A 17,448-nucleotide genomic window follows, 5' to 3' on the forward strand; every position below is an offset into this window, starting at 1 on the left:
CTCAGAGAATCGGGGAGACCCTGTCGCGGTCTCCCATGAATTCTTCCAGTCGTTTACGCAGCCAGCGCTCAGCCGGGTCGGTGTCCATGATGCTCAGCCAGGTCATGGACAGCTCTAGATTGGGCGTGATGAAGGGCAGCGGTTCGCCATACAGCCTGCCGGTTTTGATCATTGCCTGAGTCAGGTGATCCGGCAAATTACACAGCAAATCAGTGCCTTCCATCAGCGCGGGCAGTGTGCTGTATTGCGGCACTGAAAGGACCGCCTTGCGTTTACGGCCAATGGCGTCCAGCCATTCATCCGCGAAACTGCTGATATTGGCCACGTGTGACACCACCACGTGCGGGCGTGAGCAGTATTCGTCGAGCGTCATGGGCGTTGCCGATTTGTCGGCGCGGACCACCATTGGTTGTATCGAGCGCAGTAATTTGCGTTTGGCGTTGGCGGGTAATTCTCGTGTCAGGCACACCCCCACGGTGACTTCGCCGGACATGAGCAGTTCCGAAATATTCCAGTAGTTGACCTGCTTGATGACCAGTACGACGCCCGGTGCTTCTTTGCGGATCGCCCGTAACAAGGCGGGCATCAGGCTGTACTCAACGTCATCCGAGAGGCCGATACGAAAGGTCATGTCGCTGCTTGCCGGGTCGAACTCCCGCGTCAGGCTCAAGGCGACTGACATGGCGTCCAGCGCTGGCGACAGGTGATGGATGATCTCCTGCGCCCTGGCCGTGGGCTCCATTCTATGACCGACGCGAATAAACAACGGATCATCGAACAGCGCTCGCAGGCGGTTGAGCGCGGCGCTTATCGTAGGCTGTCCAAGGAACAGTTTTTCTGCTGCGCGCGTGACGTTGCGCTCTTGCATCAAGGTTTCGAAAACCACCATCAGGTTGATGTCGGCCTTGCGCAATTCGTTTCGGTTCATTGGGCTGGCGATCCGTTAGGGCTTTTGGCGTTGTGGCGCCAAGCTATCAGTTACATGCGGTAACGCTCAAGCTGCAAACGGTTTGGTTCTGCCAGCTCAATCAATGCAGATCGCAATTTTTGTGCGCATATCCGTCGCTGCGCTCAGTGCATCGATTAGCAGTCCGTGCCTTAAAAAAACATATATGCACACAAAATCCACGGCATGCAGATGTGCAGGCACCTAAGCTCCAGGAGGCGCTCTCCAAGGATATTGGAACTGTGGCTGCGAGCCATGACTCGAACCTTTGTAGCACTGGAGCGCTGCCGTCCGAGCTGCGCCGTTAATGAGAGGTTGTTCCATGACTGAATCGTCTGCCATTGCGGCTGAAGTCCGCCAACTCGACAGCGGTTATTCGAGGGAAACCCGCTCGCTGCTGTACCACGCTTATCGCCACGAACCGGGTTTTGCCTACCTGTTCAACGCCGAACGCAGCGGTTTTGATCAACGGGTACGTGCGACAGTCCGAGAACTGGTCAAGCAACATTTTCTTCAGGATTTACCGGCCATCGGCCTGTTTATCGACGACCGTCTAGTTGGTGCAGCGCTGATTGCCCCCCCACAAAGACGGCTGGGCATTACTGAAAGCTGGGCCTGGCGTCTGCGCATGGTGCTCAGCACCGGCTTCAACTGTACGCGCCGTTATCTGGAGTACCACAACGCAGTTCTGGCGTATCTGCCCTCGGAGTCCGTTCACGTGCTGCCGCTGCTCGGGATTCATCCGGAATATCAAGGTGAGCACCTGAGCGAGCAACTGTTGCAGGCGGTTCACAAGTGGTGTGCCGAGGATGAAAACTCTCAAGGCGTCGTCCTCAATACGGGGAACGCCCGCTATCTGGAGTTCTATAAGCGACAGGGGTATGAGGAAATTGGCGAAGTTGCTGTAGGACCCATCCGCGAGCACGTATTTTTTCGACCAAATCCGCAGGTTTCGCTGCAAGCAATGGCGTAAAGGCATGAAATTTCAACTGCTTGGCGTCTTCCAGTGAAAGCCGTTGCTCGTGTTAGCATTCGCGCCATGAAGCTTCTTGCAATGTTCACCAGCGGTTTGATTCTCAGTGTTTCCAGTCTCGCGGCGCTCGCCGATGCGCAGCTGGATGTAAGGGTCACTCCTGCCAATTCCGCGCTCAAAGCCAATATCGAAGGCTATGTGGGCAGCCCCGGCGATCGTGATGCCGACAGTCTGCTTCACTTCAGTATCGGAGCCGAAGAACAGGCGCAACGCGCTGCACAGGCACTGGGTTACTACCAGGCAAAAATTGCCAGTGAAGTGAAGGCCGGGCGAGATAACCAGCTTCAGCTGGTTATCAAAGTTCAGGCGGGTGAGCCTATCCGTCTGCGTACTGTCAATGTGCGTATCGAAGGTGAGGCCGCCTCGCTCAAGGCATTTCGGGTTCCTAAAAGCGATGCGCTGAAAAGTGGCGCGGTGCTTGATCATGGTCACTACGAAGACGCCAAGCGGCTGATCCAGAACCAGGCGTCTCGTTATGGCTTCTTTTCCGGGCGATTCGTCCAGCAGCGCCTTTCTGTAGACCCGGCAGCAGGCGTCGCTGATATCGATCTAGTGTATGACAGCGGGCCGCGCTATTCGCTGGGCAAGGTCAGCTTTAGTGGCGATGCCCCTTTTGATGACGACCTTCTGCGGCGCATGGTGCCGTTCAAGGAAAACACCCCGTACGATTCCGAGCTGATTGCTGAACTGAATCAGGCGATGCAGACCAGTGGTTATTTTGATGGCGTGCGTGTCGATGCCACGCCAACCGCTGCGGTGGGGCAGAAAATTCCGGTAACCGTTCAGCTCGAAACGCGCAAACCTCGCACCATGGGCCTCGGATTGGGCTATTCCACAGACGTCGGGCCGCGAGGCAAGGCCAACTGGACTCGCCATTGGGTTAACCCCCAAGGCCACAGTTACGGCATTGAAAGTGAATTGTCTGCGCCGCGCCAGAACGTTGGTCTCTGGTATGACATTCCGCTGGACCCACCACTGACTGACAAGCTGCGCTTCGCCGGTGGCTATCAGTACGAAGAGATCGCCGGGACTGACACCCTCAGCAAGTTGCTGACTGTTGGCCCGGAATGGCACAGCAAATTGCCGAGCGGCTGGGAGCGGGTCATTTCATTGAAGTGGCAGCGTGAGGAGTATCGACTTGGGGATGATTCGGGTCTCAGCACGTTACTGATGCCGGGTGTCAGCTATTCCTACCTGCGCAGCGACAATCGCATCGATCCGCGCAATGGTTATCGTCTGCAGTTCGATGCTCAAGTCGCCAAGGAAGGGCTGATGTCAGATTCGAACCTTTTGCATGGCAACGTGTTGCTCAAGGGCTTGACCACGCTCTGGGACAACCACCGTTTTCTTGCTCGCGTGCAGTTTGGCGGCAATGCTACCAACGGTTATAAATCGATACCGCCGTCGCTGCGTTTTTTCGCTGGCGGCGACCAGAGTGTTCGCGGCTATGACTACCAGACGCTTTCACCGGAAAACTCCGACGGCGACCGAATCGGCGGGCGATACATGGTGGCAGGCAGTCTTGAGTACCAGTACTCCATCGCTGAAAAATGGCGAGTGGCGACGTTTGTCGACCAAGGCAACTCATTTAACACGCTGGAATTACCGAGCCTCAAGACCGGTGTCGGTATAGGTGTGCGCTGGGTTTCACCTGTAGGACCTTTGCGCCTGGACCTGGCTCACGCACTGGACGATGACGGCGGTATTCGGCTGCACTTTTCCATGGGGCCAGAGCTATGAGGCCGTTCAACTGGAAACGCTCGCTGAAAATCCTGGGGTTGGCGCTGATTGTTATCGTCGGTCTGGTGCTCGCCAGTCTGTGGGCCCTGCTGGGTACCGAAGCCGGGAGCCGATGGGCGTTGTCCCAAGTGCCCGGTTTGCAGACGGAAAACTTCCACGGTCGTTTGGCCGGCGAGTGGCAAGCCGATCACCTGTTCTGGCAGCAAGACGGAACGCGCGTCGAAATCGACAAGCCAGCGCTGGACTGGTCGCCGGGATGCTTGCTGAAAATGACCCTGTGCATCGACCGGTTAGACGCTGATCAGGTTCGCCTGCAATTGGCTCCAGGTGCCGACGCAGCGCAAAGCGAGCCTTTGCAATTGCCTGATCTGAAGCTTCCGTTGGCAATCCGTCTGGGCGATGTGCGTATCGGCAGCTTTCTTCTGGATGGCACTGAGCAGGCCGCCGACTTGCAATTGGCGGCGCACTGGACCGCTGAAGGCCTGCGCCTGGATAACGTGCATGTTCGTCGTGATGAAATGGCGCTTGATCTGGCGGGGCTGCTTCAGCCTTCCGGGGACTGGCCGCTTTCTGCGACCGGGCTGGTGAAATTGCCGGACGTTGACGGTCGCGTCTGGACGCTCAATCTGGATATCAAGGGCAACCTGCTCAACACCTTGCAGCTCAAGGGCATTAGCAGTGGCTACCTGCAGGGCCTGTTGAGCGGCGAATTGCAGCCGCTGGCAGAGAATCTGCCCGCGCAGTTAAGGATCAGTGCGCAGCCGTTCAAAGCGAGCGATTCACTGCCCGATACTTTGCAGCTCAATCAGTTGCTGCTGGATGCAGCGGGCGACCTGCTGAGCGGTTATCGCTTGCAGGGTTCCGCCAGCCTGCCCGCCGAACAGGGCCCTGTGCTATTGGCGCTCAAGGGGCGCGTGGATGCAAAGGGCGCAGTGATTGAGGCGCTCGACCTGAATGCCAGCGCTGAACAGCGTTTGAGCCTGAATGGCACGCTGAACTGGGAACATGAATTACGTGCCGACGCGAAACTCGACTGGCTTGATTTCCCTTGGCACCGCTTGTACCCGCTGATCGAAGAACCCCAGGTGGCTTTGCGCAAGTTCACTGGCGAGGTCTCCTACACCGGCGGCAAGTACCTGGGGAATTTCAGCGCCAATCTGGATGGCCCGGCAGGCGCGTTCAGTCTTGTCAGTCCGTTTAGTGGTGACCTGACTCAGGTCTTCCTGCCGCAGTTGGAAATGGTTGCCGGGCAGGGTAAGGCCACAGGGCATTTAAACCTGAAATTTGCCAATGGCATTGGTTGGGATACTGCGCTGGATCTGAGCGCCATCGATCCTGCCTATTGGGTCGCGCAGATGCCCGGCACCCTGGCAGGACCGTTGCGCAGCAAAGGGCAGATCAGGAACGAACAGTTGAGCCTGAATGCGGACCTGGATCTCAAGGGGCGTTTACGCGGCCAGCCTGCGGCGTTGCAGGTCAAAGCCGATGGTACCGGTGACAAATGGAACGTCGGTGTTCTTGAAGTGCGTCTCGGTGATAACCGGATTCAGGGTAATGGCAGCCTGCAGCAGCGTCTGCTCGGTCAGCTGGAAATCAACCTGCCGCGACTTGGACAACTATGGCCCGGGTTGCAAGGGCAGGTCAAAGGTCGTCTTGATGTGGCCGGAACACTACAAGCGCCGCAAGGCCAGTTGGGGCTGCAAGGCTCGCAGCTGGCTTTTCAGGACAACCAACTGAAAGCCTTGAACGTCAGTGCCAGACTCGACAATGCCCAGCGGGCCAATATCGATATCAAAGGCACCGGTATTCAAGCAGGCGACACGCAATTGGGTACGCTGGTCGTCGACGCTCAGGGTGATATCAAACGCCAACAGATGAAACTCGACTTGCAGGGACCCTTACTCAAACTGGCGATGGGGCTGGATGGCAATCTGGACAAAGGCAACTGGCGCGGACGCCTGGTCAGTGGCGATGTACAGACAGGCGGCCAGCGCTGGCAATTGCAGCAACCGGCCAGGCTGGAGCGGTTAGCTGACGGCAAGGTGAACTTTGGTGCGCATTGCTGGTTATCAGGCGCGGCCAGCTTGTGTGGTGAAGATCAGCGTTTGATGCCCGAACCGCGCCTGCGTTACCACCTCAAGAACTTTCCTCTCGACAGTCTGGCCCAGTGGTTTCCCAAGGATTTTGCCTGGAAAGGCTCGCTCAATGCTGACGTGCAACTCGACGTCCCGGCTGCGGGCCCTAACGGGCAAATCACAGTCAATGCCAGCGGTGGAACGCTACGGGTGAAGGAGAAGGCTCAATGGCTGGACTTCCCCTATGAGAGTCTGATGCTGACCAGCACGCTGACTCCAAAGCTCATCGACAGCCGTCTGGATTTTCGTGGTGAAAAGCTTGGCGCATTGCAGGTCAACGCCCGAATTGATCCTTTGGCAAAAAACAAAACGTTGAGCGGCGACTTTAGCCTGAGCGGGCTGGATCTCTCCATTGCGCGGCCATTCGTGCCCATGGTGCAGAAGCTCAATGGGCGTCTGAATGGCAGCGGTCGGCTTTCTGGAGGCCTTCTGACCCCGCAGGTGAACGGTAACGTGACCCTCAGCGGTGGCGAAATTTCCGGACCGGAGCTGCCGATGAGTTTGCAGGACCTGCAGATTCAGGCGCTGATCGCCGGAGAGAACGTTCAGCTCGATGGACGATGGAAAAGCGGCGACACCGGTGAGGGACGTCTGGCCGGGCAGATTGGCTGGAGCCAGGCGCTGGTGGTCGATCTGAGCCTCAAAGGTTCGCGCCTGCCAATCACGGTTGAACCCTACGCCAGACTCGAAGCGGCCCCCGATCTGAAAATCGCTATGCAGGACGGCCGTCTGGGTATCTCCGGCAAAGTACTGATTCCCAAAGGCACGATCACTGTCCGTGAACTGCCGCCATCCACGGTCAAGTTGTCAGGCGATACGGTGATCGTTGGGCAGCAAACGGAGGAGGGCGCGCCGCCTCTGGCGATGGCCATGGATATCGATGTTCAGGTAGGTCAGGAGAAGCTGAGTTTCACCGGCTTTGGCTTGACGGCGGACCTTGCAGGGCGGGTCCATATCGGCGACAACCTGGATACCCGTGGTGAGCTCAATCTGAACAATGGACGTTATCGCGCTTATGGGCAGCGTTTGACGATTCGCAAGGCGCGTCTGCTGTTTGCCGGACCTATTGATCAGCCGTATCTGGATGTTGAAGCGATTCGGCAAACGGATGAGGTTGTGGCGGGCATCCGCTTGTCCGGGAGCGCCGAGCAACCGACGACGACGGTGTTTTCCGAACCGGCGATGAGTCAGGAGCAAGCGTTGTCCTATCTGGTGCTGGGGCGGCCTTTGAACAACACAGGCGAAGACAGCAACGTGATGGCTCAGGCGGCGCTGGCATTAGGACTGGCAGGCAGTGAGTCGACCACTGGCAAGCTGGCCGGAGACCTGGGTATCCGGGATTTCGAGCTGGATACCTCTGGCTCAGGAGATAAAACCAACGTCGTTGCCAGCGGCAAAATCACCGATAAACTCAGCCTGCGTTATGGCGTCGGGGTGTTTGAACCCGCCAATACCATTGCCTTGCGCTATATGTTGAGCAAAAAGGTCTACCTGGAGGCCGCAAGCGGTCTGGCCAGTTCGCTGGATATTTTCTATAAGCGCGATTTTTGACCGCAGCAGGGACTGGGATGCGGCCTTAGGGGTGACGCTACGCTGTCATGGAGCAAGCCACTCCCAATGTTTGCTTCCTGATCGCGCTGTACTCTAGGTCGATCAAGACTTTCATGGTTAACTTCCGGGTCTAACCAACCCGTGGAAAAAGGATTCAGTTCATGGCTCAAGTGACTCGCAGAGGCAACCCCGTTCAAATCAATGGCGAACTGCCGAAAGTCGGTGCTGCAGCCCCGGCCTTTTCGCTGGTCGGTAGTGATCTGGCTGACGTGACCCTGGCCGATTTCGCCGGCAAGCGCAAAGTACTGAACATCTTCCCAAGCGTTGACACCCCAACCTGCGCTACCTCGGTACGCAAGTTCAACGCCCAGGCCAATAACCTGACCAACACCGTGGTGCTGTGCATCTCCGCTGATCTGCCGTTCGCCCAGGCACGCTTCTGCGGTGCGGAAGGTCTGGAAAACGTGAAGAACCTGTCCACCCTGCGTGGCGGCAAGTTCAAGGAAGACTACGGTGTTGCCATCGCTGATGGCCCGATGGTCGGTCTGACCACTCGTGCTGTGGTCGTGCTCGATGAGAACGACAAAGTGCTCTACAGCGAACTGGTTCCGGAAATCGGCCAGGAGCCTGACTACGACGCAGCGTTGGCTGTATTGAAGTAACAGTTGGTAATACTTGGACGGCCTGAATATGTTCAGGCCGTTTTCGTTTACGCTTCAGGTGCTTAACAAATGTAATGACAAGGTAAATTGCCGGTAAAGGCGCTTTGCTTGTCACGCATCTGTGCTTATTGTTCAGCCTCCTGAAAAGCCCCATCCGCAATGGTTGATTTATTCATGCAATCGTCTGGCCCCCGTAGTTCTCGTCGCTGGCTCATCAGTCTTTTGGTCCTGCTGATAATCGTCGGTTTGTGCTGGTGGTTATGGCCGAAATCTGCACCGAGCAAAGACGCCGCACACGGCAAAACCGGCGGTACGGCCTCAAGCGGCATGGCGCGCCCGGGCTTTGGCGGTTCGACCGTTGCCGTACCGGTACGGGTAGCCCCGGCGGTGCTGGGTGATTTTCCGATTTACTACAAAGCGCTTGGCACTGTGACGGCGATGAATACCATCAACGTGCGCAGTCGGGTGGCGGGCGAACTGGTCAAGATCAACTTTCAGGAAGGGCAGATGGTCAAGGCCGGGGATTTGCTGGCCGAGATCGACCCGCGCAGTTATCAGATTGCCTTGCAGCAGGCTGAAGGTACGTTGGCGACCAATCAGGCATTGCTGAAGAATGCTCAACTGGATGTGCAGCGCTACCGTGGTTTGTACGCCGAAGACAGTATCGCCAAACAGACCCTGGATACTGCCGAATCACTGGTCAATCAGTATCAGGGCACGATCAAGACCAATCAGGCGGCCGTGGGGGATGCCAGGCTCAATCTTGAGTTCACCCGGATTCGTGCGCCGATTTCTGGTCGCATTGGCCTCAAACAACTGGACGTCGGCAATCTGGTGGCGGCCAACGACACCACCGCGCTGGTAATCATCACCCAGACCAAGCCCATTACCGTTGCGTTCACACTGCCGGAGAAAGACCTGTCGGCAGTGATTTCCCGCTATCGCAGTGGCGACAAGCTGCCGGTGGAAGCGTGGGACCGTGGCGATGAGAAGCAGCAGGCCCAAGGCGTGCTGGCGAGTCTCGATAACCAGATCGATGTGGCCACCGGAACCTTGAAGTTCAAGGCCCGCTTCGATAACCAGAATGAAGTGCTGTTCCCTAACCAGTTCGTCAACGTGCATCTGCTGGCCGATACCCTCAAGCAGGCGGTACTGGTGCCGACGGCAGCAATTCAGTTCGGCACCAACGGTACCTTTGTGTACGCGATGGATGGCGACAACAAGGTCAAGATCCGGGTGCTCAAGACGGGTGCCAACAATGAACAGTTGACGGTTGTCAGCGAAGGACTGGCGGCCGGGGATCGTGTTGTACTTGAAGGTACCGACCGCCTGCGCGATGGGGCTGCGGTAGAGGTGGTCAGCGACAGCAAAGACGTACCGAGTACCCCAGGTCAGCAATTGCAGGGCAAGCCGGGCAAGAACAGCGATGAGTCGGCGTCGGCAGGCAAGGCGGAAAGCACGCGCGCATGAACATCTCCCGACTGTTCATCCTGCGTCCGGTCGCGACGACCCTGAGCATGCTGGCCATCGTGTTGGCCGGCTTGATCGCGTACAAATTGCTGCCGGTTTCGGCGCTGCCGCAAGTCGATTACCCGACGATCCGGGTGATGACGCTGTATCCAGGCGCCAGTCCGCAAGTCATGACCAGTGCGGTAACAGCACCGCTGGAGCGTCAATTCGGGCAAATGCCGGGCCTCAGCCAGATGGCGTCTACCAGTTCTGGTGGTGCGTCGGTGATCACCCTGCGATTCAGTCTTGATCTGAACATGGATGTGGCCGAGCAGTCGGTACAGGCGGCGATCAACGCCGCGACCAATCTTTTGCCCACGGATTTGCCCGCGCCCCCGGTCTACAACAAGGTCAATCCGGCTGATACCCCGGTCCTGACTCTGGCGATTACTTCCAAGACCATGTTGTTGCCCAAACTCAACGATCTGGTCGATACGCGCATGGCGCAGAAAATTTCCCAGATCAGCGGCGTCGGCATGGTCAGCATTGCCGGTGGTCAACGTCAGGCGGTCAGGATCAAGGTCAACCCCGATGCGCTGGCAGCCAATGGCCTGAACCTGGCGGATGTACGCACACTGATTGGTGCGTCCAACGTCAACCAGCCCAAGGGTAACTTCGACGGCCCGACCCGGGTTTCGATGCTCGATGCCAACGATCAGCTCAAATCTCCTGAGGAGTACGCCAATCTGATTCTGGCCTACAGCAACGGCGCACCGCTGCGACTCAAGGATGTGGCCGAAATTGTTGATGGTGCCGAGAACGAGCGTCTCGCGGCCTGGGCCAACGAAAATCAGGCCGTGTTGCTCAACATCCAGCGCCAGCCGGGTGCGAACGTGATTGAGGTCGTGGATCGTATCAAGGCGCTCCTGCCGAGCATCACTGACAATTTGCCTGCGGGCCTCGATGTGGCAGTACTGACGGATCGCACGCAGACGATCCGGGCCTCGGTCAAAGACGTGCAGCACGAACTGCTGATCGCCATCGTGCTGGTGGTCCTGGTGACGTTTCTGTTCTTGCGTCGCTTCAGTGCGACGATCATTCCGTCGATTGCCGTACCGCTGTCGCTGGTGGGTACCTTCGGGGTGATGTATCTGGCGGGCTTTTCGGTCAACAACCTGACGTTGATGGCCATGACCATCGCCACCGGCTTTGTGGTCGATGACGCCATCGTCATGCTGGAAAACATCTCGCGGCATATCGAAGAAGGCGAAACGCCGATGCAGGCGGCGCTCAAGGGCGCGAAGCAGATTGGCTTTACCCTTGTGTCGCTGACCATTTCGCTGATTGCCGTGTTGATTCCCCTGCTGTTCATGGCTGACGTCGTGGGGCGGTTGTTCCGTGAATTCGCGATCACCCTGGCAGTGGCGATCCTGATCTCGCTGGTGGTTTCGCTGACGCTGACGCCGATGATGTGTGCCCGGTTGCTCAAGCGTGAACCCAAGGAAGAAGATCAAAGCCGCTTCTATCGTGCCAGCGGTGCCTGGCTGGACTGGCTGGTTGAGGCCTACGGCAACAAGTTGCGCTGGGTGCTCAAGCATCAACCGCTGACTTTGCTGGTGGCGATTGGCACTCTGGCGTTGACCGTTTTTCTCTACATGGTCGTGCCCAAAGGGTTTTTTCCGGTGCAGGACACCGGCGTCATTCAGGGCATCTCCGAGGCGCCGCAATCGGTTTCCTTCGCCGCCATGAGCGAACGCCAGCAATCTTTGGCGAAGATCATTCTGCAAGACCCTGACGTGGCCAGTCTTTCCTCCTACATTGGGGTTGATGGCGATAACGCAACGCTTAACAGCGGTCGTCTGCTGATTAACCTGAAGTCCCACGGTGAGCGGGATGTCACCGCAACGCAGATTATCCAGCGCTTGCAGCCGCAACTGGACAAGCTGTCCGGTATTCGACTGTTTCTACAGCCGGTACAGGACCTGACTATCGAAGACCGGGTCAGTCGTACCCAGTATCAATTCAGCATGTCGTCCCCGGACGCCGAGCTGCTGAGCTTGTGGAGCGGGCGGCTGGTGGATGCGTTGAGCAAGCGCCCGGAACTGACTGACGTCGCCAGTGACCTGCAGGACAAGGGTTTGCAGGTCTATCTGGCAATCGATCGGGATGCGGCGAGCCGGCTGGGCGTGACCGTAGCGAATATCACTGACGCGTTGTATGACGCTTTCGGCCAACGGCAGATTTCGACGATCTACACTCAGGCCAGCCAGTACCGGGTGGTGTTGCAGGCCGCCACGGCTAGCGAGCTGGGGCCTGAGGCGCTTGATCAGATCCACGTGAAGACTACCGATGGTGCGCAGGTCAAACTGTCGAGTCTGGCGCGAGTTGAACAGCGTCAGGCGCAACTGGCCATTGCGCATATGGGGCAATTCCCGGCCGTCATGATGTCTTTCAATCTGGCGCCTGATGTGGCGCTGGGCGCCGCCGTCGAGATTATTCAGCAGGTCGAAAAAGACATCGGTATGCCAATTGGCGTGCAGACCGAGTTCCAGGGTGCCGCTCAGGCCTTCCAGGCATCGTTGTCCAGCACCTTGCTGCTGATCCTCGCGGCGGTCGTGACCATGTACATCGTGCTGGGTGTGCTGTACGAGAGCTACATTCACCCAATCACCATTCTGTCGACCCTGCCGTCGGCAGCCGTCGGTGCTTTGTTGGCCTTGCTGATCAGTGGCAACGACTTGGGCATGATCGCGATTATCGGCATCATCCTGTTGATCGGCATCGTCAAGAAAAACGCCATCATGATGATCGACTTCGCCCTCGACGCCGAACGTAACCGGGGCGTGGATCCTGAAACGGCTATTTACGAAGCAGCGCTGCTACGTTTCCGGCCGATTCTCATGACCACCATGGCGGCTTTGTTTGGCGCTGTGCCGTTGATGCTGGCGAGCGGTTCCGGCGCAGAACTGCGTCAACCGTTGGGTCTGGTGATGGTCGGCGGCTTGATGTTGAGCCAGGTGTTGACCCTGTTCACGACGCCGGTGATTTACCTGTACTTTGATCGCATGGGACGTCGCTGGGGCCGTAAACCGGACGCTGATGCACGTCTGGAGCAGGCTGACGCATGAACCTGTCCGGTCCCTTCATACGCAGGCCGGTAGCAACCATGCTGCTGAGCCTGGCGATCATGCTGCTCGGCGGTGTCAGCTTCGGCCTGCTGCCAGTGGCACCGCTGCCAAACATGGATTTCCCGGTCATCGTGGTGTCCGCGAGTTTGCCGGGGGCCAGCCCCGAGATCATGGCCTCCAGTGTCGCTACACCGCTGGAGCGTTCACTGGGTTCGATTGCCGGTATCAACACCATGAGCAGTCGTTCGAGCCAGGGTTCTACGCGGGTCATCCTGCAATTTGATCTGGATCGCGACATCAACGGCGCGGCGCGAGAAGTGCAGGCGGCGATCAATGCCTCGCGCAATCTGTTGCCCAGCGGCATGCGCAGCATGCCGACCTACAAGAAGGTCAATCCGTCCCAGGCGCCTATCATGGTCCTGTCGCTGACCTCCGAGGTGCTGGAAAAAGGTGAGCTTTACGATCTGGCGTCGACCATTCTTTCCCAAAGCCTGTCCCAGGTCAGCGGAGTGGGCGAGGTACAGATCGGCGGCAGCTCGTTGCCAGCGGTGCGCATCGAACTCGAGCCGCAATTGCTTGATCAGTACGGCGTGTCCCTCGATGAGGTGCGTACGGCAATCAACGCCGCCAACGTGCGTCGTCCGAAGGGCGCGGTGGAAAACTCCAAGTACAACTGGCAAGTACAGGCCAACGACCAACTGGAAAAAGCCTCGGATTATGAGTCGCTGATCATTCGTTATCAGGATGGCGCAGCGTTGCGCCTCAAGGACGTCGCCAAGGTCAGCGATGGCGTCGAGAACCGCTACAACTCAGGTTTCTTCAACAAAAAAGCGGCGGTGCTGCTGGTGATCAACCGGCAGGCGGGGGCCAACATCATTGAGACCGTCGCGCAGATCAAGGCACAGTTGCCAGCGCTGGAAGCCGTATTGCCCGCCAGCGCCACACTGAATCTGGCACTGGATCGTTCGCCAGTCATCAAGGCGACGCTGCACGAAGCAGAAATGACGCTGCTGATTGCCGTCATTCTGGTAATCCTTGTGGTTTACCTGTTTCTTGGCAACTTCCGGGCCTCGCTGATTCCGACGCTGGCCGTGCCGGTGTCGCTGGTGGGCACCTTCGCGATTATGTACCTGTACGGGTTTTCCCTGAATAACCTGTCGCTGATGGCGCTGATTCTGGCCACCGGGCTGGTGGTCGATGACGCCATTGTGGTGTTGGAAAACATTTCCCGACACATCGACAAGGGGCTCGCCCCGATGCAGGCGGCGTACCTGGGAGCCAAAGAAGTTGGCTTCACCTTGCTGGCGATGAACGTGTCGCTGGTGGCGGTGTTCATCTCGATCCTGTTCATGGGCGGACTGGTGGAAAGCCTGTTTCGCGAGTTCTCGATCACGCTCTCGGCGTCGATCATTGTTTCGCTGTTGGTGTCCTTGACGTTGACGCCCATGCTCTGCGCGCGCTGGCTCAAGCCCCATGTGCCGGGCAGCGAGAACAAGTTGCAGCGCTGGAGCAGCCGGGTCAACGATCGCATGGTCGAGGGCTACGACCGGAGTCTGGGCTGGGTGATGCGCCATCGACGTCTGACGCTGTTCAGTCTGCTGGTGACGGTGGTGGTGAACGTCGCGTTGTATGTCGTGGTGCCCAAGACATTCTTGCCAACCCAGGACACCGGGCAACTGATGGGCTTCGTGCGGGGGGACGATGGGCTGTCGTTTACGGTCATGCAACCCAAAATGGAAATATTCCGCGACGCGATTCTTGCCGACCCGGCCGTAGACACAGTGGCAGGCTTCATCGGCGGCACCAACGGCACCAACAACGCATTCATGCTGGTACGCCTCAAGCCCATCTCGGAGCGCAAGCTCACCGCCGAGCAGGTGGTGGAGCGCTTGCGCAAGGAAATGCCCAAAGTGCCAGGCGGGCGGGTATTCCTGTCCCCTGATCAGGATCTGCAGCTGGGGGGCGGCAGGGAGCAGACCACTTCGGCGTATCAGTACATCCTGCAAAGCGGCGATCTCAATGCACTGCGTCAGTGGTACCCCAAAGTGGTCGCTGCGCTCAAGTCACTGCCGGAGCTGACCGCCATCGACGCCCGCGAAGGACGCGGTGCCCAGCAAGTCACCCTGCAAGTCGATCGCGATGCCGCCAAACGTCTGGGCATCGATATGGACATGGTCACCGCTGTGCTCAACAACGCCTATAGCCAGCGTCAGGTGTCGACTATTTACGACAGTCTCAACCAGTACAAAGTGGTGATGGAGGTCAATCCAAAGTTTGCTCAGGATCCTGCCACTCTTGAACAGGTTCAGGTGATTACCGCTGACGGCAATCGTGTGCCGCTGTCGAGCATTGCTCGCTATGAACGCAGCCTCGCCGATGACACGGTTTCCCATGACGGGCAGTTCGCTTCGGAGAACATCTCGTTTGATCTGGCCGAAGGCTACAGCCTCGATCAGGCCACCGTCGCCATTGAGCGCGCCGTCGCTGAAGTCGGCTTGCCGTCGGACGTCATTGCCAAAATGGCCGGCACTGCCGATGCGTTCGCCGCAACCCAGAAGAGCCAACCGTGGATGATCCTTGGGGCGTTACTGGCGGTCTATCTGGTGCTGGGTATCCTTTATGAAAGCTACATTCACCCACTCACGATTTTGTCCACGTTGCCGTCGGCCGGGGTAGGGGCTTTGCTCAGCATTTATGTCTTGGGTTCGCAGTTCAGTCTGATCTCGCTACTGGGGCTGTTTTTGCTGATCGGGGTGGTGAAGAAAAACGCGATTATGATGATCGACCTGGCGCTGCAACTGGAGCGCGACAGTGGCATGACGCCGGAGGCATCGATTCGCGCTGCCTGCCTGCAACGTCTGCGGCCAATTCTGATGACAACCATGGCGGCCATTCTCGGCGCCTTGCCACTGCTGTTGAGCACAGCGGATGGCGCAGAGATGCGTCGTCCATTGGGTCTGTGCATCATTGGCGGTCTGGTCTTCAGCCAAATCCTGACCCTTTACACCACCCCGGTGGTTTACCTTTATCTCGACCGTTTACGTCATCGCTTCAACAAATGGCGTGGCGTGCGCACCGATGCCGCTCTGGAAACTCCGCTATGACTGCACAGCAGAAGATCAAACCCTTCAAGCACCGGCCTGGACGCACGCTGTGCCTGGCGTTGTGTGTTGCGCTATTGAGCGCCTGTGCGGTCGGCCCGGATTACCAAAAGCCTGAAATGGCGACGCCTGCTCAGTTCAAAGCAGCAGAAGGCTGGACCCAGGCCACGCCCAGTGACGCGATTGCCCGAGGAGCCTGGTGGGAAATTTACGGCGATGCGCAGCTCAACGGGCTGGTAGAAAAGCTCAACAGCTCCAATCAGACAGTCGCCCAGTACGAGGCGCAGTATCGTCAGGCCAAGGCGCTGGTGCGCAGTTCTCGCGGAGCGTTCTTCCCGACGCTGGATTTGTCCGCTGGCAAGACCCGTTCAAGCCAGGGCACGGGCAGCAGCAGTTCAAGCCTGAGCAGTTCCAGCAGTGGTATTCGTGACACCTACAACACCCAGTTGGGTGTCAGCTGGGAAGCGGATATCTGGGGCAAGTTGCGCCGCGGGCTGGAAGCCGATACCGCCAGTGCTCAGGCAAGTCTTGCCGACCTTGCTGCCATGCAGTTGAGCCTGCAATCGGAGCTGGTGCAGAACTACCTGCAGTTGCGGGTGATTGACGAGCAAAAACGTCTGCTGGAGGCCACAGTCGAGGCGTACCAGCGTTCGTTGACGCTGACCCAGAATCAATACCGCGCCGGAATTTCCGGGCGTGACTCAGTGGCCCAAGCGCAAACCCAACTGAAAAGTACCCAGGCCGATCTGATCGATCTGGTCTGGCAGCGGGCGCAATTCGAGAATGCGATTGCCGTGCTGATGGGCCAAGCACCGGCGGATTTCAATCTGGCGGCAACCACATCGATACCGGCGTTGCCGGCGATTCCTCTGGAGTTGCCCTCGCAGTTGCTTGAGCGTCGACCGGATATCGCGGCTGCCGAGCGCTCGGTGATGGCGGCAAATGCCAACATCGGTATCGCCAAGGCGGCGTATTACCCGGACCTGACCCTGAGCATGAGCGGCGGTTACAGCAGCAGCACGTTCTCCAACTGGATCACTTTGCCCAACCGTTTCTGGTCGGTCGGTCCGCAACTGGCGATGACGCTGTTCGACGGCGGTCAGCGTTCGGCCGAAGTCGACCGCACTGAAGCGGTCTACGATCAGACGGTGGCGCAGTATCGACAGACTGTTCTGACTGGTTTCCAGGAAGTGGAAAATTACCTGACCCAGCTCAAAGTCTATGAAGACGAAGCGAGCGTGCGCGCAGAGGCCCTGGATGCAGCCCGTGAGTCGCTGCGCCTCACCAACAATCAATACAAGGCGGGGCTGATCGGTTATCTGGACGTGGTCAACGTTCAGACCACCGCTCTGAGCAACGAGCGCAGCGTGCTGACCTTGCTGCAAAGCCGTCTGATTGCCAGTGTTCAACTGATCGCTGCGCTGGGCGGTGGCTGGAACGCGCAGAATGGTCTGGATATTCAGGCGGGTAAAGAGTAGGGACTGATTTCGCTGCGGTGATTCATGAAGAGCTTGAGTTGGAATCCGATCAAGCTCTGCTCCCACTGGAGCGACAGCTTTCACGTTGGCTCACACTTATCACATCGAATACTTCTGGTTGATGGCTATGCGCCATATTTTCGACGAGTGACCGCCACACCCTAATGAACAAACGGTAGAATCGTGTTTTTGACTGGGCATGGATACGCTCATTTATCCAGGTCG

General features: G+C 58.0%; 9 protein-coding genes. 8 read left to right on the forward strand and 1 reads right to left on the reverse strand.

The annotated features are described in order from the left end of the window. Position 1: 1 nt before the first annotated feature. Positions 2 to 928, reverse strand: a complete 927-nt coding sequence (locus AUC60_RS00255) for a LysR family transcriptional regulator (RefSeq protein ID WP_087263884.1) — start codon at positions 926 to 928, stop codon at positions 2 to 4. A gap of 340 nt (positions 929 to 1,268) precedes the next feature. On the opposite strand from AUC60_RS00255, the gene AUC60_RS00260 reads away from it, so the two are divergent. From AUC60_RS00260 to AUC60_RS00295, 8 genes are all read left to right on the forward strand, one after another. Continuing rightward, a complete protein-coding gene (locus AUC60_RS00260) occupies positions 1,269 to 1,919 on the forward strand; it encodes a GNAT family N-acetyltransferase (RefSeq protein WP_087263886.1) in 651 nt (216 codons plus the stop codon). A 66-nt stretch (positions 1,920 to 1,985) separates the two neighbouring features. Then, the gene (locus tag AUC60_RS00265; RefSeq protein WP_087264474.1) at positions 1,986 to 3,719 is read left to right on the forward strand and encodes an autotransporter assembly complex protein TamA; all 1,734 of its coding nucleotides are present in this window, start codon (positions 1,986 to 1,988) and stop codon (positions 3,717 to 3,719) included. After that, entirely contained in the window at positions 3,716 to 7,405 is a 3,690-nt protein-coding gene (locus AUC60_RS00270) for a translocation/assembly module TamB domain-containing protein (RefSeq protein WP_087263887.1), read from the forward strand. The genes AUC60_RS00265 and AUC60_RS00270 overlap by 4 nt, the downstream gene beginning before the upstream one ends. 161 nt (positions 7,406 to 7,566) lie before the next feature. Next, positions 7,567 to 8,067, forward strand: a complete 501-nt coding sequence (gene tpx, locus AUC60_RS00275; protein ID WP_087263890.1) for a thiol peroxidase — start codon at positions 7,567 to 7,569, stop codon at positions 8,065 to 8,067. Positions 8,068 to 8,226: 159 nt separating this feature from the next. Next, on the forward strand, positions 8,227 to 9,537 hold the full coding sequence (locus AUC60_RS00280; RefSeq protein ID WP_087263892.1) for an MdtA/MuxA family multidrug efflux RND transporter periplasmic adaptor subunit: 1,311 nt from the start codon (positions 8,227 to 8,229) through the stop codon (positions 9,535 to 9,537). Continuing rightward, positions 9,534 to 12,644, forward strand: coding sequence for an MdtB/MuxB family multidrug efflux RND transporter permease subunit (locus AUC60_RS00285; protein WP_087263893.1), 3,111 nt, complete (start codon positions 9,534 to 9,536; stop codon positions 12,642 to 12,644). Before AUC60_RS00280 ends, AUC60_RS00285 begins: the two co-directional genes overlap by 4 nt. After that, positions 12,641 to 15,748, forward strand: a complete 3,108-nt coding sequence (locus AUC60_RS00290; RefSeq protein ID WP_087263895.1) for an efflux RND transporter permease subunit — start codon at positions 12,641 to 12,643, stop codon at positions 15,746 to 15,748. Before AUC60_RS00285 ends, AUC60_RS00290 begins: the two co-directional genes overlap by 4 nt. Beyond that, complete coding sequence (locus AUC60_RS00295; protein ID WP_087263897.1) at positions 15,745 to 17,223, forward strand: efflux transporter outer membrane subunit; 1,479 nt, start codon at positions 15,745 to 15,747, stop codon at positions 17,221 to 17,223. Before AUC60_RS00290 ends, AUC60_RS00295 begins: the two co-directional genes overlap by 4 nt. Positions 17,224 to 17,448 lie beyond the last annotated feature (225 nt).

This window comes from Pseudomonas caspiana, from assembly GCF_002158995.1.
In the GTDB taxonomy this organism is placed as follows: domain Bacteria; phylum Pseudomonadota; class Gammaproteobacteria; order Pseudomonadales; family Pseudomonadaceae; genus Aquipseudomonas; species Aquipseudomonas caspiana.

Excerpts from the sequence above, each read along its gene's own strand:
- AUC60_RS00255 (WP_087263884.1), bottom strand. The coding sequence starts at position 928 with ATGAACCGAAACGAATTGCGCAAGGCCGACATCAACCTGATGGTGGTT.
- AUC60_RS00260 (WP_087263886.1), top strand. The coding sequence starts at position 1,269 with ATGACTGAATCGTCTGCCATTGCGGCTGAAGTCCGCCAACTCGACAGC.
- AUC60_RS00265 (WP_087264474.1), top strand. The coding sequence starts at position 1,986 with ATGAAGCTTCTTGCAATGTTCACCAGCGGTTTGATTCTCAGTGTTTCC.
- AUC60_RS00270 (WP_087263887.1), top strand. The coding sequence starts at position 3,716 with ATGAGGCCGTTCAACTGGAAACGCTCGCTGAAAATCCTGGGGTTGGCG.
- tpx (WP_087263890.1), top strand. The coding sequence starts at position 7,567 with ATGGCTCAAGTGACTCGCAGAGGCAACCCCGTTCAAATCAATGGCGAA.
- AUC60_RS00280 (WP_087263892.1), top strand. The coding sequence starts at position 8,227 with ATGGTTGATTTATTCATGCAATCGTCTGGCCCCCGTAGTTCTCGTCGC.
- AUC60_RS00285 (WP_087263893.1), top strand. The coding sequence starts at position 9,534 with ATGAACATCTCCCGACTGTTCATCCTGCGTCCGGTCGCGACGACCCTG.
- AUC60_RS00290 (WP_087263895.1), top strand. The coding sequence starts at position 12,641 with ATGAACCTGTCCGGTCCCTTCATACGCAGGCCGGTAGCAACCATGCTG.
- AUC60_RS00295 (WP_087263897.1), top strand. The coding sequence starts at position 15,745 with ATGACTGCACAGCAGAAGATCAAACCCTTCAAGCACCGGCCTGGACGC.